Raw genomic sequence first — 23041 nt, forward strand, 5'->3', positions numbered from 1 at the left:
ATAAAGGAGGCGGTTCATGACTCATGATAAAGACTATATCTTCGCGTTTTGGTTTTTTTACAGATAAGCACAAATCCTACTTAGTTTATTAGAAGATAGTCAACTTGGAGGTGTTATAGTGGTTTTGACAATCTTAGCTTGTCTCATTTTTTTAGTAACACTGGTATTTGTTATTTGGCAGCCGAAAAACTTAAATATTGGTTGGTCTGCATGTGGTGGTGCTGTTCTTGCTTTGTTAGTTGGAGTTGTAAGTTTCCAAGATGTTTGGGACGTTACTCAAATCGTATGGAATGCGACATTAGCATTTGTGGCCATTATCTTAATTTCACTGATTTTGGATCGTATCGGGTTCTTTGAATGGGCTGCACTACATATGGCCCGAGCAGCAAAAGGAAATGGAATCCGAATGTTTGTGTACATTAGTGTACTTGGCGCTGTCGTTGCTGCCTTCTTTGCAAATGACGGTGCTGCACTCATTTTGACACCTATCGTGCTTGCCATGGTGCGTGCACTCAATTTTGATGAAAAAAGAGTGTTTCCGTTTATTATTGCCAGCGGTTTTATAGCAGATACAACATCACTTCCGCTCGTTGTAAGCAACCTGGTCAATATCGTATCTGCTGATTTCTTTGGAATTAGCTTCAATGAGTATGCTAGTCGAATGATCATTCCTAATCTTTTCTCTCTAGTAGCAAGTATTTTAGTCCTTTACTTATTTTTCAGAAAAAGCATTCCGAAAAAGTTTGATGATTCTGAGCTTAAGGCTCCATCTGAGGCAATTAAGGACCCAGCGATGTTTAGAGTGTCATGGTATGTCCTAGCTATACTTGTTATTGGCTACTTTGTAAGTGAGTTTGTAGGTATTCCGGTATCTATTGTTGCAGGGATCATTGCACTTACCTTCTTACTGCTGGCAAGAAAGAGCTCAGTCGTACAAACGAAAGAAGTGGTGAAAGGTGCACCTTGGAACATCGTATTCTTTTCGATCGGAATGTACGTTGTTGTATATGGACTTCGAAATGCAGGTATGACAGATCTCTTAGCTGAGGTGATAGGATCTTTGGCAGAGCAAGGACTATTTATCGCAACGATGGGTATGGGATTTATTGCAGCAATTCTTTCCTCCATTATGAATAACATGCCAACGGTGATGATTAATGCGCTTGCCATTGATGCAACTCACGCTACAGGAGTTATTCAAGAGGGTTTAATTTACGCAAACGTAATTGGGTCTGACTTAGGGCCTAAAATTACCCCAATCGGTTCATTAGCCACCCTTTTGTGGCTTCATGTACTTTCAACGAAAGGCATCAAAATACCATGGGGAACTTACTTTAAGACAGGGGTTATCATTACAATTCCTACTTTGTTTATTACGCTTCTAGGGTTGTATCTATGGCTTCTCATTTTATAAAAAAATAGCTTTAGTCTTACTAAAAGGAGAAAAAAATTTATGAGTAAAAAAACGATCTATTTCTTATGCACAGGAAATTCTTGCCGCAGCCAAATGGCTGAAGGTTGGGCTAAAAAATATCTTGGTGACCAGTGGAATGTATATAGCGCAGGAATTGAAGCACACGGCTTAAATCCAAATGCGGTGAAAGCGATGAATGAAGTGGGTATTGATATCTCCAATCAAACTTCTGATATTATTGACCCAGCCATTTTGAACGCTGCTGATCTTGTTGTCACTCTTTGCGGTGATGCAGCGGATAAGTGCCCAATTACTCCTCCAAGTGTTCGCCGTGAACATTGGGGATTTGATGATCCAGCAAAAGCTCAAGGAACGGACGAAGAAAAATGGTCTGTATTTCAGCGTGTACGCGATGAAATTGGACAGCGCATCGAAACGTTCGCAAAAACAGGTGAGTAGATAATAAAAGTCCAGTACAAGAGATACATTGTAATTCAGATTAAATTAATTGTGACATCTAAAAGAGTAACAAGGTATTGAACTAATGAAGAAACGTTAGTTGAATAAACCAGCGGCAGTCTAAGACTTTATTTTTAAGTCCCATTCTCACGCGCGCCAGGTCCAGCGCGCGGTGTGGCGTTGCATGACGGAGGTCCACCACATGCACGAGGAGGGTAACGCAGGGGCAATCTCCCTCACCCCTGCTTTTTCTCAGTCCCAAATAAGAGAAACCCATAGTCTTGGCACAAGACGTCTGGGTTTCTCGACAATTTGAGGTCCTAACGGTCCTTTTTGAATATATTACTGAACCTGGTTTCCATTTTAGATAGACTTGTATTTTTTTCGGAGGGATTAGATCCTTCCGTTTCAAAAAGGGTTTCTAAATTTTCCAAACTCGCATGTTTCCTGTTGTTTTTATCAAACTGTAGTAGATTGTCTTTTACCTGGTTTTGTGACTGCAGGTGAGAAAAGGCACTTGAAACCATCTGCTGATTGTATAATTGTTCATAATGTTTCACCTGTGCTTGCAACAGCCGTATTTCATCGTTTTTTATTTTTAGTTCGACACTGTGTTCTTTTCTTCGATTCAGCTCCTCTTTCAGATTCTTAACCGTATTATAAAGTTCGTAGAATGCCGTTTCGATGAAATAAAGCTCGCTGATTATTTTGTTCTTATCATTTTTATAATGGTCAAAAATTTGTTCAATATTCGGAAAGTAAACATCATCACTTTCGGATATTCCAATCGACCTTGGAACAGGATTATTTAATACTTCTATCGTTTCAGGAATACGTCTGCTCCACGTATTCCTTCCGATGCCGGTTTCCTTCTCCAATAAAAGGTAAGTTAGTTTTCGTCCTTTATATTTCTTTTTAATGTCCAACGCCATTTCCTTGAGTTGTTCGTCAGTATAATTGGAAGGTCTGCCTTTTCCAGCCTGTCCTTCTTGTTCTTTAGTCATACCTGTCTTCCTCCATCAAGATCGAATCAATAATCGCTTTCTGATTCATGTATTTTACCAGTTTCATTGAATTTGTCTTTGAAATTTCGGCAGAAGCAGGATGGTTCGATAGGAGTGATGAACTGCACTGTTCCTTCAATATTAAGTGTACTTCATTCATTCGCTGATTAAGGACACCGGAATAGTCCTGCAGCCATTCAATCCCGTGTTCGTAGTTATCAATATCCGGTTTAAAAACGTAGTTGCTGCACACCCTACAGTCTTCGACACACGAGGAGGGGAAGATTTCTTTCTTTTCCTTACAATAACCGTAGTCTACTTTTAACATTTTCAATGTGTCCTGGTTATTGTAAATTTTCCCTTTATCATATGCATCCCGTTTCCATCCAATAAATCCTTCAGGCATAGTGTCTGAAACCTTACGTTCCAGCATCTTTTGAGCCAATATATAGACATACGATTGAGAAAAATGTTCGGCATGTGAATAATAATTATCCTGTGTGGCAATAACATCATGTCCTGCCATTCTTGCGATGGAAAGCATGTTAAAGCCTTGCAAAAACATATTGATAATTGCGAAGTGTCTGGTATCTCCAGGCTTAATTTTATCAAGGTTTGTCTCTGAATACATACCCTCAACGACCTCGTTATAAAACTCCTGCAGTAACACATCAAAATTGTATAGTGTCATTCGATTGAATGCTTGACGTTTTGGTCTTTTCCGGAACAGCTGATAAAACCCTCTAGGGAAAAGGTAGTCGTCCTCAATACCAAATTCGATTAGCTTCATTTTGTAGAAAGAAATTAATCGGTAGGTTTTAGTATCTATCTGGATTGAATCATACTGAATAACTCTATCCGGAGAATCACTTTCATTTTTGATTCTGGGAACTTTAAGCCACATGGTTCCTTCAGTTGTATGTTCAAGGCAGTCTATATTCATTAACAGTAGCTCTGTTGGTCTCTGAGGCAAGATATTTGTGATAAGCCACCAAAACATAATGGGCATAAATTTTAGGGTCTGTTCTATTGGCTTGGTCTGAAAAAAATCATTTACAATATCATTGAAAACCAGTACATCGTGGAAGTGCGGCAAATCTCTATTCCCATATGTTGCGAAAGGAACGGTATCGCAGATCCTTCGTAATTCCTCTCCTTGTTCGCAGGAAAAAAAGCTGATGAAGTTCTTCAAGACATTTGAAAGGGAATAGGCGCGTGGTTCTGACATAGATACAAACTTGTCTTTCACCTTAATCGTTTGTTTCAAACCATTGGATAATCTTATGGTTTTTTTAAGCAACTGGACTTCATCATAACACTTATGCGCACTTACCCCGGATGATCTCCGTAAGGTGATGAAGGCTTTGACAGCTTCATTTAGGTCACTATATATGTCGAGATCGAATACAAGTTGAAAATCATTTGCCTTTATCTTGCACGGCATAATCCATATATGATCATTGAAAGAGTCTGCCACAATATACCCATTTTCTTTTAGGGCTGAAAAAGTGCTCAGATATAATTTGTTTTCCATTTTATCGTAATGTATTTGTTCGATCACGCTTACCATTGAATTTCCGAACAATTCTTCAGACAGTTTAAATTCCAAAAGGTCCACCTTATTCAATATATATTTTGTCTGCCAGTTGGCTAAGTTTCCCGCGAACATGTTGTATGTTTAAAAAAGCTTGAATATATTCCTCCCCGAAAAAGTTGATTCCTTCGTCAAGTAGGAGGAGTAAATTTAAAAGAAAATAGGATTCCTTTTTTCGAATGGCACTATGCTCAGTGGTTTCAATCGACTTAATTAACCGGTCAAATTCACCACTAAGTTCGATAAATAAGTAATTTTTGGGAATGATGTTTGGGCATGAATAACACGAATTCAATCGTGGGTATTCACAATTTGGAGACGTGATGCACTGGGCGTTTTCCGTTTTTGAAGGCTTTTCTCCTTTAAAAATCTTTACTATTAATTCAATGAGGGATTCTTTACTTAGCTTTGCCAATCGCGACATAACAGAGCTTCGTTTTTGTCTTATCTGCAAGAGAAATTGAGCCCATAATTCGGTGTTAGCCGGGCTCTCTAATTGATTTCGAATAGCTGAAATTTCCAGTGTTTTATCTTCCATTGTACGGGGCATATCATCTTTTTCGTTGGCCAATAATATCAAGTAGTTATAGAGCCACCCAAAGTGTCCTCGCCGGAAAAGGTTGGAAGATACTTGATTCAAGCTTCCGTCTTTGTTTGTAGCTTGAACATAAATAGCCGTGGTCTCAGCCCTGTTATGGGACCTTACCCTCTGAGTTAGTTCTAATGCCACATCAGAATCATTCCCGTCTTCATCACTAATGCTATAGAAAAGGTAAGTCATGGTACTGTTGTTAAACTTCAAGCTTTTAAAGGGTTCAAGGGATGGATTCAACTTAAAAAAATGTTGATGTCGGGATTTCCCTGAGGTAGCCACTGTTTTAATTTTCGTGCCCGTAATGAAAGATTCTAGAAGAAATGAGTTCTCATTTTTCTGTCTATGCAATTCCGAAATAATCAGTGCTGTCGATAATGGTTCTACCAGTTCCGGCTCGACTAAGAATGTAACAAACGCAGTTGTTTTACTTGTCTTGATTGATCGAAATTGCAAATACAATTGATTGATGACTTTTTGGCACTGTGTAATCGTTAATGCATTGTTGTTGAACCAATCAAACGAATCTACCTGAATCGAGGAGAGGTCGAGATTAGGAGTCTTAAAAACAATATCGGAAGCTCTCCATGCGTTCGTAAGGTGCATGATCGTAAATGCCCACATATTTGCATAATAGTCATTGATGATGGCATTCGATAAGTGCAACGATACATCTTTCACATACCTGTAGAAGGAATAAAATGCTTCAGGAGAATAAATTTCTTTTTCCTTTTCTTTATCGTTGTTTATTTTAGAAACTACGTACTGTTTCGGGACCGGAAGGTCACGGCTGGAATAACAATAGTAATAAAATGAAACGAAAATTCGTTTGGTATGCTCATTGGCCATCTGTTCATATATGATGCCGTCTATTACACTAACACCCAACTCATGTAAATTTTTATCCAGGGTCCTTAATGTTTCGAACACAAATTTGTAATAATTGAAAAAGGATCGAATGTGTCTTGGGTTTCCTCTTAACTTGCTCAATTTAATCGTACAGAACTCCATAAACAGCACTGCCGTTTTCTCTAAATGAAATGGCAAAGGAAAGACAGTCATATAGTGTAATAGCTCTTCTAAGGCGTCTCTATTCGTATAGACATTTACCTTTTTATCGTACCGATGTTGGCGAGTGTTCTCGATAAAATGATTTGCCTCTTCAATCGGTATACAATACATCCCTTTAACCTTTTGGGCATTTGGAAACAACTGTTTACTTCTTATTTTCAACCGCAGTGAATTATAGGACACTCCGGTCTTTTCGGCTATCATCTTCAGACTTAATGTATTGGCAGGCATAAGAACTGCTGTTTTATGCTCAATCAAAGATATTCGGGATTGCTTATAATCATCAATCGATTCTATCGGAATCATCCATCTGGTTTGGCTTTTGTTAAACGGAACTTTCATAGCTCCTTTAATTTTTCCGGTATTAATAAGGATTGACAACGTAGCCTGACCAATTTGTAATAATTCGGCAGCTATTTTGGTATTTACATAGTTTTCTAGCACCGGAATTGAAGAGGGTACTTTCGGCTTTTTTTCTTTTATCAGGTCTAAAATAAGATTTAAATCCTTGATATGTATATAGGGTGTTCCCATATGCAAGATGTACGGTATTTTCGATTTCCAATAGTGAAAATCGAAATCCATATTCAAATTTTCTTTTGCCTGATTTATCCTAAAGTAATCATTTGGATTAAAATCATTGTAATATCCAATGCTCCGTTTGATCTCCTCAATAGAATCCAATTTAAAGAGATATTTGTCTTTGTATTTATGGAAATCTACAAGCAAGCCACTTTTAATGTGTCTGAAAATTTTCTCCGGGCTAACATCCAGAATGCTACTCAACTGTTTGACGTTTATATAATCATCTTCATTTACATAACCGCTTAACTTCTTTATCTCATCTATGGAGCTAAGGGGGATGTAGGCTGTGCTACCATAACGAACATTGTCTTTAACCCATCCCCTTTTAATCCAATTCAAATATGTTTCATGGCTGATATTAAAGAGCCGAAGAAATTCTCCGAGACTCATGTACTCGTCCATATTTATATACCCAACGTTCTTTTTTATCAAAGGGATGGTTTCCTGTGGTATTAAGGATTTATTATTGATTTCAACAATTGATGGTACTTTTCCCTCGGTAATCCATCTTATAACGGTGCTATGGGTGACATTTAAAACTCTTGCGAGTTCAGATTTTGTGAGATATTCCAATGTATTATGCAACTCTTTAATGCTCCTTTTGACTTTTGCGTTTATCAATCAATTTTGGAATATACGATCCATGCATATTATTAAATTTTTCTTCTAATTTCTTTCGCATGCGTTCCGTCCTTGACATATAGGAAAGAGACGAAAGGAGGCTTTTGTCGCCGCGCGGAAATGCGATATCGTAGGGATTTTCAGCTACCTCTGCTAACATATTTGTAAAAGTTCCTCTTCCAATATGGGTGGACCAACTCATCATGCTCAAATGGTGGGCAATCAGTTTATCGTCGCTGTCTCCGTATGATTTTAAGTATTCAATGAAGCATCTTTTTAATTTATCGAAGTATTGACGATAACTACGTCCGGACATCGCTTTTCCATCCCTGTTTACAAAAAGTGCGTTGTTTTTATCCGCCGCAGCGAACAATTCAATATGATCATTAAATATAGATTCTCCCCAATCCCTAATCTGAAAAACCCTTTGGTTTCTGCTGCGTTTTACACTGTTGCTGCCGGAACTATCCTTGAGGTCAGTACGGAAGTTTTGATCCTTAACTTCAAAAAGAAAATCCCCGTTCGCTATTCTTCTCTTTAGCTGAGTGCGTTTTAAATTGACCACTTCTCCCACTCGGAGTCCGCCGAATAATTGTAGATAAACCCCGAGCGCAATTGGTCTTGCTACAAGGATGGCTATTTCAATTAATAAAGGTATGTATTGAATTGGGAATGCATGCTCCACATTTGGTGGGCGATGATCCGGGTAAACTACCTGAAAAGGGGATTCGTAATAGCTTTTGCCATATTGCGTTTCTTTTTTTAAAAACCGGTGTTTGTCTAGGTTACTTACGCCCTTATCAATTAACCAAAGATAAAAATATGTGAGGGTCCTTTCACTGTCTTTTACTGAGCCCCTGGACTGTCCTTCGGAAGTAAGTGAATTAAGATAATTGTTGCCAACCGTAAAATTCAAATCAGACAGCGAGTGAATATTCATATTACGTCTATTAAAAAGTACGTAATTAAGAAATTTCACGGTATTCAGTGCATGTTTCTTCTGCGTGTTGAACTTTCTTGCCTGCCAGTAGTTTATTATAAAGTCTGTCAACGGATGGATGATGTGGGTACCCGTTGTCAGATCTTTTAACGCTATTGCCGCGAACTGCTTTTTTATAATTTTGCCGTCGCTTAATGTCCCCCAATCAATCCAAACAGAAATCATAATAAATTTAAAGTTTTGAAGAGTAGTGATTGTAGACGATTTTGAATTGGCCATTTGTCCTCCAATAGAAATACGTTTATGTACAATATTATTAAACGGTTATATGTTGGATATGTTTCTTTTTCTATAATAACATTTTGGTATTTTTGTACAATAATATTTTCAATGAAAACTTTTAAAATCCTATACTATCAAGCTATTATTAAATTATTTTTGTACATATTATTTTTGTGCAATTTAATGGAGATAGCCTAAAATTGACGGCCACCGGCTGATCTATTCCCAGATGACTTTTTGAAGAAATCTCTACCTTATGTAACTGATAACTTGTATAAGGCATTGGAACAGGAGAAGCGCCGGGGAACGCTAACGATTGTTAAAACGAAAGTGCTTAATGTAGAGCTGGAACCACAGAAAGAGGGACTGTAAGAACAGTGGTGGAATGCAGATATTGAAGTGGAGCATACCGATCAAGACGGCCAAACGAGTACAAGTACGTTAGCTTATATCATTAAGGTCAACATGATCGATGGTAAATGGAAGATTGATGATTTAGCTGTACGTTCAAGGGCGTGGAATTCATGAAGAAATTCACTATACTTGGCGGTTTGGCCTTCATTCCTATACTTTTTGTTGGTGCCTTATTTGTACTTATGTTAATGGTTATGATGTTCAGCAGCTCCGATTCTGAAGGTAATTATGGGGCCGGTGGATGGGGTAGCGGAATTATATCTGCTTTGGGTGAATCTGAGATCCCGGCAGAGTATATTCCAATCTATCAGGCAGCCGCAGAAAAATATGGAGTTCCTTGGAACCTCTTGGCGGCAGTACACCGAATTGAAACTAGGTTCTCTACGTTAGACCCTATGATTTCGTCCGTTGGCGCGGAGGGGCATTTTCAGTTCATGCCTTGTACCTTTATCGGATGGGGTCATAGCTCTTGTAGTGGTTCAGGGGCTGGAAACTTCAGCGATGAGGAAAAAACCAGTTTGGATTTAATCTCTAAGTACGGGGGATATGGCGTAGATGCAAACGGTGATGGCAAAGCAGATATGTGGGATTTAGAAGATGCGGTCTTTTCCGCAGCAAATTACTTGGGAAAGAGCGGGGCGGCTTCTGGTAACATTGAAAAATCACTATATCAATACAATCACAGCCAGGAATATGTATCAGAAGTAATGAAATACGCTACGCTTTACGTGACAGAAGGATACGATGCTATTATAATTCCGCAACCGGGTAAGGCTGGGTTTAGTCGTCCAGTCAACGGTGAAGTTACTTCCGGGTTTGGCCCACGTACTCATCCTGTTACAGGCCAAGTAGGAAAACCACATGAAGGCGTAGACTTTGCTTGTTCCTATGGACAACCGATACCTGCATCTTAAGCCGGAAAAGTGATTATGGCTGGCTGGCAAAATGCAAGTAATCCAAGTGAAGGATATGGTCAGTATGTACGTGTGGATCATGGGGGAGGCTATGTTACTATCTATGCCCATCTGTCTTCCATTAAAGCTCGTGCTGGTGATCAAGTATCTGCAGGAACTGTGCTTGGTGGATGCGGGTCAACCGGTAGTAGTACCGGAAACCATCTACACTTTGAGATCATTATCAATGGTGTAAAGGTAAATCCTTTGCCGTTTGTAGGGGGATAAGAAACGCTCTAAAAGAAAAGAACATCGTCACAATATTACTATGTAATTTGTTGGGCATGAACTTGGTATTGTACCGAGCGCATGCCTTTTAATTTTCAATGCTTTTGTAATTATAGTAATAATTTTCAATTACCACGTTATCGTAACAATTCATTTTCAAGACATGCTTGGATGATCCATTGTTTCTTTAGCGAGCGTGATATACAAAAGGAAGTACGGATCCATGTATTCAGACACTCTTTTGCCACTTATTTACTGGAAGGAGATAAGGATATCAGTACATTTACGAATTGCTTGGTCATAATAGTTTCTCTACGACAGGAGATATACGTAGGGATTAAATGAAGGAGGACTTCGGTGAATAATCAATTACAATATATTGAATATAAGTTATGATTAAATAGATATTGAGGTTAGTGAATACATGATAGATGTATGATATACGTAGTTCAGAAATATAGGTTAGAAGATTATATTTACGACGTACAGAGATAAATAAGTTAAGCGAAATTCCCTGTGTATTAAACCATTAACCCTTATGCGGTAGAAAGAGGTATAAAGAAATGAGCAATCAAACTAATCCAATCATTGCATATTGTTCGTATTGCCAAGATAAAAAAATGTTTTCAATACATGGATCTTACATACATAAAGGTGCTAAAAAAGATGAAAATGACAAAGAGTATGCTTTGATGTCTTGTACATCCTGTGATTTACCTTCGCTTTTCTATCGTGAAGACCTTTGGGGTTTTGGTACAGATTTTTGGGATTATGATATGTGTTTATTTCCAAAAGACGAAAGAATCTTAACATTTCAAATACCTGAGATTGTTAAAGAATCTTATGAAGAAGCTATAAAGTGTGAAAAAGCAAAAGCAGCAATTGCAACCGTAGTTATGGTTAGAAGATCTCTAGAAGCAGTCTGTAAAGATTTTGTACCAGAAACAAAGACAGTTTTTGATGGATTAAAGCAAATGAAAGAGAATGGATTTATCAGTGGTGATTTACTTGAATGGTCTGAAGAGCTTAGATTTTTAGGAAATCAAGGTGCCCACGCAACTGACAAAAAAATTTCTATAAATGATGCTCAGGATTCTCTTGATTTTTTGCAATCAATTTTGGAAATTTTATATCATCTTAAACCGAGATTTAAAGATATAAAGGCTAGAAGAGAAAACAAGGAAATCGTTAATCAGCAATAGAGGATTTTTAATTGAATGTTTATGGAAAGAATCCAGACAACTTGGAGAGCAAGAGCCTGATAGACAAATCAATCTAATTTATGAGATGCTAAATACAGTTGGTAAAATGAGTTGGTTAGATGATATTTCCTTTTGAAAAGGTTGAATTACTCAGGATTTTAAATTAGACGGGTTCCGTAGCCACACTGAGAATCTATCTTTCGGTAATGATATCTCGTTTCCAATTCAGTTAGCTACGCAGAACAATACTTTGAAAATGAATATTCGACTTGAATTTTTTATTTAAAACTAATTCTATCTTGTCTAATCATTATTCAATACACAAATAATTTCTAATTTGGGAGGTGAACCCTGGATGAAAAAAAAACGGAGAACCGTTACCTTTGGTTTTATGGGATTTCTTGTTCTTATCGTCATAGTAGTGGCAACTTATCTCAACAACGTTGGTTATGACAATGTAAAACAAATATATCGTTTAGAAACAACTAGTAATTCTGTTATTCAGATTGATAGCATTATTTCCGGAAAAGAACGCTATCTCACGAAAGAAAAGAATGATCCACAGGAACTATTAAAGTCACGCATGCTACGAGAAGGATGGGTATTTAAAGAACAGGAGGGATCGGGATATTTTTTCGAAAAAGATGGTAGGAACGAAATTGTCACCATGCAGAAATGGAATCACTTTTATGTGATATACGACTTGAATGAAGGAGTCGCTAATCTTGAGGATTAGAAGAAAATGAGAAAACAAAGCCCCCAACTTCAGAGTAGGGGGCTTTGTAGCTTTAATTACTAGCTTTATCTATTTCGTATCCATATACCTTATAGCCAGCGTTATACCAATCTTGAAGTGTGCTGGTTTCCTTTTTGTCAGTAGTATGTTGGGTTAAATACTTATTACTCGCGCTATTGCCTGTATTTTTTGTAATTATAGCAGTATGATTGATACTCCCATCAGCACCAAAGTCAGCATTTACTGCATCACCCGTTTGTAAGGCGGTTACAGCTGATGCAACACCAGCTCTTTTACTCCAATGATTATAAAAATTTTGCGCTCCTCCCCATGTATAAGTAGGTACGAGAGGGCCAAACTGCCAAGCATCATTACTAGTGTAGCTAGAACCTGTTCTAAATTTCATGCCTCCTGCATAAAGCGCTTGGGATACAAAATTAGTGCAATCGTTCCATTTTGCCCAGCAAGACGAATTTGCTACATCACAGCCGTTTTTTTCAGCATAATAGGTTGAATACGTGGGATTTCTTTTATTCCACCAACTATAAGCATAGTCACGAGCTGTTATGTTGTTATATCCATTTGCTGAAACGGCTAATGTATCAATCTCTGTTGTGGAATCTAGGCTTGCTTCGTTAATAGTAGTTTCGTTATTAGATGTAGAGGGAGCATCTGAAGGAATCGGTAAAAGACCATTCAGATCAATAAGTTCTGCACTGGAAAGTTTTACGTTGTTATTAAGCTGGTTTTGATATGTTTTCAATTGTTCATTAAGTCCATAGTTTTCATACCAATCTATGAATTTCACATATTCTACTATTTTACTCATATCCTCAGAAGAGAATAGTTCAAAAGCTGTTCCTAACGAGAGTACATATTGCTGATACTCCACATTATCTATGTCCGTTTTGAGGGCAATACCATCTTTACTTAATTGGTGCTCGACCAATTCAATAGCATCTTTGTGTTCAATAAGCGCTTTTTCTTTCTCCTTATCTGGTGTGCTAGGAAGCGTACTGTAAAGCTGGATATCGCTAGCTTTGATTTGAATGTCTTCTACCTTCTCTGAATTAGTCTTCGCTGAGGCACTTCCCATTAAACTGAAACTTAGAGCAAGTGTTCCAGTAATTAATAAGGTCTTCTTGAATTTCAATTTGTCCACTCTCCTTATTTTAATATTTGGTTATAGTTTCCATATATATAAACGCCATAAAAAGAGAAAAGTTTCTATTTTTTTTATATTTATAATATATTGGATATTTTTGAAATGAATAAAGCTCAATTAAAGGTCTACAAAGGTACACCATTATAGACGCTCGGCAAAGTAGTATAATTCAGTCTATATATTACGACATATAAACCTTTATGAACGTCTATAAACTAATTGTTGTTTATATACATCTAGGGTTATAATGAAAGCAACAAGAGATATAGATTGGTGGTCGGGATACAATGGGAATTAATTTTGGGTACACTCGTGTGTCAACTAAAGAACAACACCTGGACAGACAGTATGAAGCATTGAAGCCATATGTAACGAATGATAAATATATCTATAGTGATAAGGCATCAGGTAAGGATATGGAACGAGAAGGTTTTCAAAATATGCTGAAGGCTATGCGTAAAGGCGATACACTCTTTATTAAATCCATTGATCGTTTAGGAAGAAACAAGGAACAGATCAAACAATATCTACAATACTTTAAGGATGAAGGTATCCGTGTAAAGATTATTGATTTACCGACGACTATGCAGGACGTTCCGGAAGGCCAAGAATGGGTTATCGATATGATAAACAATATTATCATCGAGGTTTATACATCCATTGCACAGCAGGAACGAGAGACTCTTCTACAACGTCAGGCTGAAGGTATTGCAGTTGCTAAAGCTAAAGGTAAACATCTGGGGAGACCTAAGTTAGAATTACCTGAAGAGTGGGGTAAACTGTATAAGCAGTGGAAGTCAGGAAAGATTACAGCCGTAGCGTTTATGGATATGGTCGATATGAAGAAGCCGACCTTTTATAAAAAGGTGAAGGAGTATGAAGCTACCTTTTCGATAAGCAGGGATCAACAATAGGGGAAGTACATTCTAAGTATTCCAGCTTAAGGTTGGTTTTCTTCAATATACAAACTAAAACTGGTCTCTCACGTCCGTTTAAAACGATTTTTATTTTCGTTCATGGATAACTGGTCACAAAAATGCTTCTAAATCGGTCCAAGTTATTTACATAAAAATTATCGTCATTTTGGATCCTTCAAAAGGCTAGCACTAACAGCTGGCTTTTTTTTGTGTATTGAAATAAGAACTTATGTTCGCTTATAATTACTTATATGAAGAAGCTGAAAGGACGGATACTATGCTCGATGATTCCGAACGCAAGATACACCGGATATTACACAACTATTCCGTTGGACGAGGGCGGTTACCGTCTATGCAAGAATTGATGATTAAAACCGGAAAGTCTGAAAAAGACATTACTGAAACGCTAATTAGCTTGGAAGATAAGCTCTTTATTATTTGGGATAATAAGCGACAAGTCGAATCGATTAAATTACTTCAAGGTTGGGAACAGCAGCTTAGAAGTGAACCGTTGAAACCTTTAGACAATCTAGATTACTGGACCAAGTATTAGGGGGTAGAAGTGTGTCAAAAAAACTGAGCAATAACGGTTTATACGAGTCTTCACGTATGATACTTCCCGAGCACCGAGAAGCGTACAATGAATATATGTCCAAAACTGATATGAAATTAAAACCGATCATCGACGAGCAGGAATGGCAAATGATTGGGGTTGCTCTTTCAGAGTCATTACGTAGCCATGTTAAAGTAACTCTGACGTTGTATGAACCACACGAATTTAAAGAGTTGACAGGACTCGTTTCTGTAATTAACACGTACCGTAAGGAAATAAAATTCCATTATGACGATGACTGGGAATGGATTTCGTTCGATAAAATTGTATCGGCCCGTACATGAATTTAGGAATAACATAAATGAATAAATCAAGGGTGTTTTTGTTAATGGGAGGCACCTTTTTTAGTTTCTCTGGTTGCAGCCTAGGATTGGTTTTAACCAAGCCTGGATTTAAGGAGGTATCTCAATCCGTTGAACTCTTAACAGAGAACCTTGGATAACAATTCAAGTTTTTATAGCGGGAATATGGAGTAAAAAAGCCTTACATTATCTTAATTTAAAACCACATTTTTATTTTCATGTGGTTTTTCACGTTACGATTGTGAGATATCAGAAATCATTAATCCCTAAAATATAAAAACAGAAAAGAGACTCTTAGGAGGCAACCATTTGTTGGACGTTTTTTCCATTAAGCTAACGGGCAGTTTAGTTGAATAAATGTGTAAAGAGCTATTATAGAAATTATATTGATATTGGTAAATTATAACTAATAAATGTGACGATGACGTGATATACTTCTCTAATATTATTTAAAGAGCAAGCTATTAAAATATTCATGGAGGGAGTATCAAGGCACATGTTGGGGTTTATTGGAACTGATATAATTTTTTCTGTTTTATGTATAGTCTTCTTTATTTGTTTTGTTCAGATTTTTAAGAGTCAGAAGCACTACAAGATATATTTATTGATTGCCTGTATAGCACTGGCTTACATTTCGAATGATCTTTACAGAATCTCACTTCATATCTATTAATTCTTTTATGTCATGTAAGAAGAACTAATGAGCATAACCACATCTGGGTAGATCCTCTTGGTCAAATAAAGTGGCACAGAAATCGGGGAACTGGTATAAACCTAGGAGGTGAATTTGTGAAAGAAGTTATTAAAAATGCTCTATTGGGTATTGTCGTTTTTGTTGTTGGCTATGCCATTATTTTAGTTCTTACAAGGTCCGGTATTGAAGCTGAACTGACATATTATGCTGCTGTAGCATACGCTCTTTTATACTTAGTTAGTGTTATATCTGTCTGTACAGCAGTAATTCTAAGAAAATTAAAAAAAGTATGAACCTGAGTGAAGGGGAGAAATAATGGAACACGAAAAAGAAATTCAAGAAATTAAAGATCGATTGATAAGTGTCGAAAGTCAACTCAAACATAAATCTCAATCTTCTGGAACATTCAAGATAGTAGTACTAATCGGAATTATCTTTCTCGTACTGTTTTTAATTTCAATTGGGTTATATCAATTTGCTTCTGGAGGGACCACCTGAAATTAATTAAGGGGGTTGGACATTATTGGACTAACGGAGATAATAAATAGTTAGGAGACATAGTGAAATGCCATTAATATTCTTGCTCCTAGGATTTATTTTCATGTGGAGTCTTGTTAGCAGCTTAAAAGGTGAAGGTAAATATTATAAATTTATTGCTAGCCTAATGTTTGGTCTGATGTATCTTAACTATATGTATATAGTATCATCCTAAATCCACATTAAAAAAGAGTAGCCATAGTTAATGCTTCAAACTGCCTAACGAAACCAAAAATTACAACATTCAGGATTATCGGAACCATATGATCGTTTAAGATTCTACAAAATCCATCGTATATTTTTTATGCCTAATTAGCTATATGAGGAGGTGAAATTTATGAGAGAAAAATTAAATTTATGGTCTTTCTTCCTTTCAATAATTTGTTTAGTTTCATATTTGACAGTCTATAGTTGGGCAGAACTCTATAGACTTATTGGTGAAATATCTGACCCGGACGCCGTGAATATTGTTTACGTTCTTTCGTTGATAACTTTAATCCTTGGAATAATAGGACTAACAGGTAAGAAAAATTTAAAGTCTGTTTCAAGAGGAATAGTAACTATCTTAATCACATTCAGCATAACAGGATTACTGAGCTTCTTGATGTGGATACAACAATCTTTCTTATTTTAATGAAGTAATTGCTTCTTAAAGGCTTTATAATGAAAAATCGCATAAAATCGGAGGCAACTGATTGAAGATTAACCTTAGCGTAATTAGCTATGTAGCTTATCTATTAGTTACATCGACCACATCATTCTTTTTTTACTGGGTATTCAAGATATGGATAGCAATGGGGCGATTCACAGCAGCAGATGCCCCACCAGGTGACATTGGTGCAACAGAAAAAGTGTTTTATAGTTTCGTTATACCGATTGGGTATTTTGTTATCATGACCTTACTTTCATTTGTTTTTCGTCGTTATTTAATAAAATATTCAGTTAATCTGAAAATAACATTTATACTCGCAATAAATGTACTCATTACTGTCTACTTAATAACACAATTCAAAATCTTTTCTTTTAGTTAATTTCTATAGGAGCCGAATGATTGATTTTATTAGGATAACTCATTAAGCTAACGGAAAAACGTTAGTTCAAGAAGAAAAAGTAAGCAACCGATCAATAGACCGGTTGCTTTTTCTTTAAGCTACTGGGCAGGTTAGTTTAAGGTTGTAAAAGGAAAAAACAGCTCCATCTCACAGTAATCCTCTGCTTGTAATGGATTTATCCGTTCAAAACTATAGGTATTTAACTGATTATTTTCCTTCATCCAATGGCCATAGATATACTCCCAAATAGTCTTTAAGGTCTTACTCGATATTTCGTTTGGGTAGTGATTTCCAATATATTTAAATACCGCATACTTATTTGAAGGGATCCTCTCGACAATCATTCCCTCGGGAACTGGACTTCCCTCCTTAACCTGGATAGAAGGTATGTAATACGTAAACTCTGTACTGTCCTTAGGAACCCTGGTTAAACCAATATACGTATCAGGGTCAACTGCGTTTTTTATTCGATGCCGATCTTTGTAATAAAAAGTTTGCGCATAATCATTTGCGGTTTGATTTTGAAAATTATCGCCTATATAAACAATTCTTCTATTTCCAGCAACAAAGAACGCTGGTAACATTACATGAATTGGTTTAAAGACCAGCCCGTCATCCACTTGGTAACAGTTTGCTAAATTGAATCGTTCCACCACTTTCACAGGTGTTGTGCCATTACGAAATTGGGTTGGAGTAATGCCATATTCCCGTGTGAATGCTCGTATATAAGATTGATGGTACTCAAATCCATACTCTTGTGCTATATCAACTACTCTTAGGTCCGTATTCATTAAATCAGACAGACTCGCCGCCAATTTTCTAGATCTGACATATTCTAATAAGCTTAAACCCGTTGCTTGTTTGAATATTCGATGCAGGTAGTACTTGCTAAGGTGGGAATTAGATGCAATATCATCAAGAGTAATTTCTAATTGAATATTTGTCTCTATCCAATTAATGATCTCTGACAACCTGTTTATTAGGTATGCGTTTTTCATTTCAAACAGATCCTCCTAAAAAAGAGCAAGAAATGTTACCCGCGAACGCTCGATACACTTATAATTTGATTATGAAGCATATAATGGAAATTTGAAAGCCAAGACTACCAGTGTTCTGGGAACACTCTCAATAGTGATTAAAACAAAGGACGTGGAAATCATGGAACAAATAAAAACGGTGCGTTTTCGTCCCTTTTCGAATGAAGAAGATTACTTAGCACTTCGTGATTTGATCATTAAAAAGTTTGCTGACCCCCGAAGACGGTTTTACCCTAGTCTCGGTGACTTGGACTATATCCGTTCGTTCAATGGGCATTTCAAAGATATAATAACCATCTGTGAGTTGGAAGACGGAACGATTATTGGAGCCATTTGGCCAGGACATTATCATATCCTCTATTGCGTCACGGGGCCTGATTATGAAGGGTTCGAAGACGAGATTTTCACTTGGGCCGAGCAGCGATATTGCGCACCAACGTTGTTAGAAGACCGCACAGGAAATGAAGTGTATGCCTGGGCGTATGATGAAGATGCAACACGGGTAGAAACTTTGGAAGCACGAGGATATACCAAGCATACCTGGTATATGTACTCAGGCTCGATCGAGCTTGATGACTCTATACCAAAACCGCAATTTCCACAGGGCTTCATGGTTCGGCCGATCATTTCTAAAGACTTGGAACAAAAGGTAAATATTATGGGTGGTTCAGCTGGGCTGACAGCGCCTACGATGGAAGCATACCAGCGCCTGATGAGTAGTCCGACGTACAAGCAGGAATTGGACTTAGTAATTGTCGATGAAGAAGATCAGATCGTTGGGTTTGCAAACGTGTGGTATGACACGGCTAATAATATTGCGATCATTGAACCGTTCGGAACCGCACCGAGCCATCGGAGAAAGGGATTGGCCACGAACTTGCTCTATGAGTGTATGCATCGCTTGCGAAAGATGGGGATTGCTAAACTCTACATTAACCACGGTGGTTTATGGACCCTAGATCCAGAGCCAGACGATGCGATGCGGGTGTATCACAAAACAGGATTTCAACTACTGGGCAACATGTTTGTATGGTATAAGGTTTGCAAGTGCAACTAACGGTGACGATAGCTCAATATAAACAAGAAGGCAGCGGATCAATGTAATCGGCTGCTTTTGTTCAACGAACTGGTAGGATAGTTTAATGATTGGGGCTATAAGGCTGTACTAGATAGAACAATGTATAGTGTACTGTTGAGCTATGGTCAAATACTAGTATCAAAATTTAACATAGCCTAGATTTTAAATATTGCACCCACATCCCGTGCAACTCAGCTTCCGATACTTGAAATGCGCCTTGAAAATCAGTGGCATCGCGTATGAATTTGTTGAGCGCATCTAAACTGTATGAATGGATGAGATATTCTACGAGCAAGTGCGAGAATGCATATCCCCCTATCTTCTCGAAATCCCAGGTATCATTAGTTAATGCTTGAAAGCTAGGGACAGCGTTATTTTGAATCAATTCGGAGGTGCTATACTGGATATATTCTTGTGACATTTGTTTGGCTTCATGCCCGCCGAGACCGTGTGTAAGCCATTTCGGTGCTAACGGATTAATATCCTTCACTAACCACATCGTAAACAAGCTTAGGGTGTGCCGTAGTACCGATTGATACGTATGTTCAGGGCCTGGGTTGAGTGGGGATACGATTTTAATTTTATTGTCTTCATAGGTTCCCATAAACCAATTGGGCGCATCCGGCTCGTTTATTGCTTGATGAAAAGTGGGCAGATCCGGATAAATCTCAATAGCGATTTTCTGAGAAGGTCGATGACGATAGGTTGTAATAATTCGATCTACATTGCTTTTCAACTCTTCAAATAAGTCATGGTATACCTTGTTCATACCATCATTCTTGGAGGGAGCCTCGCTTTTATCCACAATTGATATCAATTCTTTAATAGACATGATTGTAATGTCACCCCATTCTTTTAATTCTTTTTTTAGTTTGTTTAAGGCACGATAGAGTCTGTTCTTAACTGCGCTTTCAGACATCCCGATGATTTTGGATATTTCCAATAAAGTGCAATCGACGAAAAAACGCAATGATATGATTTGCTGATCTAATTCATTCAATCGGGCTAATGCAGCACTAATATCAAGACGGATATCGACATCTCTAGCAATATCGAGGGATATCGATTGGGACTGAAAATCGGTTACTTCGTGCACCATTTCTTTATTTCGTGATCTCGTACGATACTCGTTTTTCACAATATTTTGCGCGATTTTGAATAGCCAAGTAAATATACTGGAGTTACACTTAAACAAGTGAAAGTTTTCCATTGCTTTTAAAAAAGCTTGTTGCGTTAAGTCATCGGCAGTTGCCAAATTTGTCTTTACTGCAATATAATTTCGAATTCTATCTCGATATTGATTATAAATGGCTTCGAAATGCTGGATGTGCTCCTGCTCCTCCGGAAGAACAGGGATTTTCTTTTTGTCTTGAGCTCGTGACACTAGTAGAACCTCCTCCTGAACTTACAATTCATTAGACACCGAAGGGAGGTAAAAAGCCACATCATTTTAAAATAATTTTACACGACGCCACTCGACTTTTTTTTAACCCCGAAAAAGCAAAGCGTAAATGCAATTCAGCTATGTGGTATAAAGTGAGGATTACCAATGGAGAAAGAAATTCAGGAGCTTAAAAAACGGTTTGGCTTTCTGGAAAAGCAAGTTCAGAACAAACAACTTCAGTCATCTAATATATTGAGGTTGAGCTTAACTTTTATAACAGTACTCGTGACTTTGCTCATCATGATTGGAATCTTTCAATTTATAACCCCCAACCAATTAAACTGACGGAAAAACGATAGTTCAAAAACAGCATGGAGCAGTTTGCCGGTTGGCAGCTGCTCCTTTTCTTTAAGCTAATAGGCTTTTCTTCGACATTTTGACTTACCGAATTATGAAAAAGCATATAAATTAGTGAATCTACCTTTAACAACAGAACTCACTCTTATTAACTTGAAGTTTCTGAAGTAAGAATCTAACTACCAAAATATTTATATTTCTAAAGCCAAAAGTTGTTACTCAAAGTCTAATAAGAGAATAAAGCAAATTATACTTAAGCAAATAAAGCAATTCTGATCTTTATAAAGAAGGGAGGAAGTTAGAACATGAATGAATACCATAAAGAAATAAAAGAAGCTCAACAAGGAGATAAAAATTCCTTTCTAGCACTATTTGAGAGATATCAAAACGATATTTACAGACTCGCGTACATTAATGTGAAAAATGAAGAAGAAGCCTTGGACATTGTACAAGAAACAGCATACCGTTCTTTTAAGTCAATAAAAACACTAAAGGAACCTAAATACTTTAAAACATGGTTGATGAAGATAGCCATATCCTGTTCAATAGATTTACTTCGTAAAAAAAACAAACTAGTTCCTATGGAGCCTCAAATAATAAATGAAAGTATTACTTCCGATGTAACACTAGATACCAATATCCTACTTAGCCTGACTTTAGAGGATCTGATTGATGAACTAGATGTATCTGAGAAAAATGTTGTCCTACTACGCTTCTATCAAGATTATACCTTCAAAGAGATATCTAACATTTTGGAAATTCCTATAGGTTCAGCAAAAACAATCCTATACAGGGCGTTAAATAAAATGAAAAAGAGTCTTAAGGAGGTGCACTCGGTATGAAACATTTTAAAGATGAAATTGATAACATAAAAATACCCGATATTATAAACGACAGAGTAAGGGTTGGAGTAGAAATGGCTGAAAATGAAAGGAAGAAGAGAAAGAAATCTAGGCAGGCTATATCATTAGCAGCAGCAGTAGCAGCTTCCATTGTCATTGTTATTGGATCAGTAGGAGCCTTAAACGAAACGTTTGCTTCCGCAGTAAAGGGTTACTTCTCAGATATTAAAAAATGGGACGGCACGGTTATAGGGACTGAGTTTAATCAGGCTTCTAACGATATAAAGGTAACCTCAGGGAAGATCAGTAAAGAACAAGATAACGTCATTATACCCATTGAGGTAGAAATCTTGAACAAAATGCAGGCACCCTATGCAATTATTGAAGTGCTCTCACTTAGGCAATTTGAGATTAGAGATTCAGAAGGAAAATTACTCGATTCCAAATCCATTAAAATTGTTTCCAATGTAGATATCCCCGCTGATTATACGATCTCTAATAAGGAAAATCTGCTTGAAGAAGTGAAATTAGAAGATGATAAAAAACGAATTTTTAAAGCGGATTTAGTTATTCCATCTATGGATAATATAGAAGTGTTCATATCAAGTTTTCAAGGACAAGCTAAAGCGGATGCTCCTATAACGATAAATGGAGATTGGAAAATTAACGTATCAACTAATTAGATTTAGGGGTTATATAAGTTATAAATAAAGGCACCTCTTGATGGCAGCGTCTTCTAGGCTTTTTTTGGAACAGCAAGGGTTGTTGAATCCCGATGTCTATCATTTTCAATCTCATGATGAATTGCATTTATTAAGGAGTGAGCAAATGAAAAGAAATTGGACTGCAGTTGAAAAAAAAGTTATTTTCGGAGGTTTACTTCTTGCCGGACTATTTATTGTATAGGGGCTATTTTTCTACTTAGGTATTAAGTTTAATTTCATTCGTTTAAATTAGTTACTGGGTTT

General features: G+C 37.1%; 23 protein-coding genes. 16 read left to right on the forward strand and 7 right to left on the reverse strand.

From position 1 onward, the window contains the following. Positions 1–124: 124 nt before the first annotated feature. Together PV403_RS00075 and arsC are read left to right on the forward strand one after the other, a co-directional pair. Entirely contained in the window at positions 125–1414 is a 1290-nt protein-coding gene (locus PV403_RS00075) for an arsenic transporter (protein WP_160036993.1), read from the forward strand. Positions 1415–1453: 39 nt separating this feature from the next. Then, complete coding sequence (arsC, locus tag PV403_RS00080) at positions 1454–1873, forward strand: arsenate reductase (thioredoxin) (RefSeq protein ID WP_160036991.1); 420 nt, start codon at positions 1454–1456, stop codon at positions 1871–1873. Positions 1874–2193: 320 nt separating this feature from the next. Here arsC and PV403_RS00085 read toward each other — a convergent pair whose 3' ends face one another. The 4 genes from PV403_RS00085 to PV403_RS00100 are packed head-to-tail and all read right to left on the reverse strand — an operon-like array spanning position 2194 to position 8559. Further along, positions 2194–2877 carry a hypothetical protein gene (locus PV403_RS00085; RefSeq protein ID WP_160036990.1) on the reverse strand — a complete coding sequence of 228 codons (684 nt, stop codon included), beginning with the start codon at positions 2875–2877 and terminating at the stop codon, positions 2194–2196. Further along, positions 2870–4495 (reverse strand): hypothetical protein, encoded by a 1626-nt coding sequence (locus PV403_RS00090; RefSeq protein ID WP_236570672.1) that lies wholly within the window; start codon positions 4493–4495, stop codon positions 2870–2872. The genes PV403_RS00085 and PV403_RS00090 overlap by 8 nt, the downstream gene beginning before the upstream one ends. Before the next feature lies 1 nt (position 4496). Continuing rightward, on the reverse strand, positions 4497–7304 hold the full coding sequence (locus PV403_RS00095; RefSeq protein ID WP_160036988.1) for a helix-turn-helix domain-containing protein: 2808 nt from the start codon (positions 7302–7304) through the stop codon (positions 4497–4499). A 4-nt stretch (positions 7305–7308) separates the two neighbouring features. Next, the gene (locus PV403_RS00100; protein ID WP_160036987.1) at positions 7309–8559 is read right to left on the reverse strand and encodes a hypothetical protein; all 1251 of its coding nucleotides are present in this window, start codon (positions 8557–8559) and stop codon (positions 7309–7311) included. 240 nt (positions 8560–8799) lie between these two features. On the opposite strand from PV403_RS00100, the gene PV403_RS00105 reads away from it, so the two are divergent. From PV403_RS00105 to PV403_RS00125, 5 genes are all read left to right on the forward strand, one after another. Beyond that, positions 8800–8934, forward strand: a complete 135-nt coding sequence (locus tag PV403_RS00105) for a hypothetical protein (protein ID WP_283771273.1) — start codon at positions 8800–8802, stop codon at positions 8932–8934. Positions 8935–9086: 152 nt separating this feature from the next. Then, the gene (locus PV403_RS00110) at positions 9087–9890 is read left to right on the forward strand and encodes a lytic murein transglycosylase (protein WP_213532838.1); all 804 of its coding nucleotides are present in this window, start codon (positions 9087–9089) and stop codon (positions 9888–9890) included. Positions 9891–9899: 9 nt separating this feature from the next. Continuing rightward, positions 9900–10157, forward strand: a complete 258-nt coding sequence (locus PV403_RS00115; RefSeq protein ID WP_306433088.1) for a M23 family metallopeptidase — start codon at positions 9900–9902, stop codon at positions 10155–10157. 563 nt (positions 10158–10720) lie between these two features. Next, on the forward strand, positions 10721–11359 hold the full coding sequence (locus PV403_RS00120; RefSeq protein ID WP_213532840.1) for a DUF4145 domain-containing protein: 639 nt from the start codon (positions 10721–10723) through the stop codon (positions 11357–11359). Between the two features lie 355 nt (positions 11360–11714). Further along, on the forward strand, positions 11715–12095 hold the full coding sequence (locus PV403_RS00125) for a hypothetical protein (protein WP_213532841.1): 381 nt from the start codon (positions 11715–11717) through the stop codon (positions 12093–12095). Between the two features lie 52 nt (positions 12096–12147). Here PV403_RS00125 and PV403_RS00130 read toward each other — a convergent pair whose 3' ends face one another. Then, positions 12148–13248 carry an amidase domain-containing protein gene (locus tag PV403_RS00130; RefSeq protein ID WP_213532842.1) on the reverse strand — a complete coding sequence of 367 codons (1101 nt, stop codon included), beginning with the start codon at positions 13246–13248 and terminating at the stop codon, positions 12148–12150. Positions 13249–13547: 299 nt separating this feature from the next. On the opposite strand from PV403_RS00130, the gene PV403_RS00135 reads away from it, so the two are divergent. From PV403_RS00135 to PV403_RS00160, 6 genes are all read left to right on the forward strand, one after another. Then, entirely contained in the window at positions 13548–14174 is a 627-nt protein-coding gene (locus tag PV403_RS00135) for a recombinase family protein (protein WP_332083223.1), read from the forward strand. A 355-nt stretch (positions 14175–14529) separates the two neighbouring features. After that, positions 14530–14730: a hypothetical protein gene (locus tag PV403_RS00140; RefSeq protein WP_332083224.1), complete on the forward strand. Its 201-nt coding sequence runs from the start codon at positions 14530–14532 to the stop codon at positions 14728–14730. A gap of 11 nt (positions 14731–14741) precedes the next feature. Beyond that, positions 14742–15074 (forward strand): YolD-like family protein, encoded by a 333-nt coding sequence (locus tag PV403_RS00145; RefSeq protein ID WP_332083225.1) that lies wholly within the window; start codon positions 14742–14744, stop codon positions 15072–15074. A gap of 807 nt (positions 15075–15881) precedes the next feature. Further along, positions 15882–16079, forward strand: coding sequence for a hypothetical protein (locus PV403_RS00150; RefSeq protein ID WP_332083226.1), 198 nt, complete (start codon positions 15882–15884; stop codon positions 16077–16079). A 22-nt stretch (positions 16080–16101) separates the two neighbouring features. After that, on the forward strand, positions 16102–16284 hold the full coding sequence (locus PV403_RS00155) for a hypothetical protein (protein ID WP_332083227.1): 183 nt from the start codon (positions 16102–16104) through the stop codon (positions 16282–16284). Positions 16285–16660: 376 nt separating this feature from the next. Continuing rightward, positions 16661–16957 carry a hypothetical protein gene (locus PV403_RS00160; protein WP_160037232.1) on the forward strand — a complete coding sequence of 99 codons (297 nt, stop codon included), beginning with the start codon at positions 16661–16663 and terminating at the stop codon, positions 16955–16957. A gap of 528 nt (positions 16958–17485) precedes the next feature. On the opposite strand, the gene PV403_RS00165 is transcribed toward PV403_RS00160, so the two are convergent. Continuing rightward, positions 17486–18373 (reverse strand): AraC family transcriptional regulator, encoded by an 888-nt coding sequence (locus tag PV403_RS00165; protein ID WP_213532844.1) that lies wholly within the window; start codon positions 18371–18373, stop codon positions 17486–17488. Positions 18374–18533: 160 nt separating this feature from the next. Between PV403_RS00165 and PV403_RS00170 the strand changes: the two genes are divergently transcribed. Further along, positions 18534–19469, forward strand: a complete 936-nt coding sequence (locus PV403_RS00170; protein WP_213532845.1) for a GNAT family N-acetyltransferase — start codon at positions 18534–18536, stop codon at positions 19467–19469. A 166-nt stretch (positions 19470–19635) separates the two neighbouring features. Here PV403_RS00170 and PV403_RS00175 read toward each other — a convergent pair whose 3' ends face one another. Further along, positions 19636–20874 (reverse strand): RNA polymerase sigma factor, encoded by a 1239-nt coding sequence (locus tag PV403_RS00175; protein WP_213532846.1) that lies wholly within the window; start codon positions 20872–20874, stop codon positions 19636–19638. A gap of 662 nt (positions 20875–21536) precedes the next feature. Between PV403_RS00175 and PV403_RS00180 the strand changes: the two genes are divergently transcribed. Together PV403_RS00180 and PV403_RS00185 are read left to right on the forward strand one after the other, a co-directional pair. Next, a complete protein-coding gene (locus PV403_RS00180; RefSeq protein WP_213532847.1) occupies positions 21537–22073 on the forward strand; it encodes a sigma-70 family RNA polymerase sigma factor in 537 nt (178 codons plus the stop codon). After that, positions 22070–22756 (forward strand): hypothetical protein, encoded by a 687-nt coding sequence (locus PV403_RS00185; RefSeq protein ID WP_213532848.1) that lies wholly within the window; start codon positions 22070–22072, stop codon positions 22754–22756. Before PV403_RS00180 ends, PV403_RS00185 begins: the two co-directional genes overlap by 4 nt. Positions 22757–23041: the final 285 nt, after the last annotated feature.

The sequence above is a fragment of the Paenibacillus sp. GYB006 genome, from assembly GCF_036577645.1.
Classification (GTDB): Bacteria; Bacillota; Bacilli; order Paenibacillales; family Paenibacillaceae; genus Paenibacillus.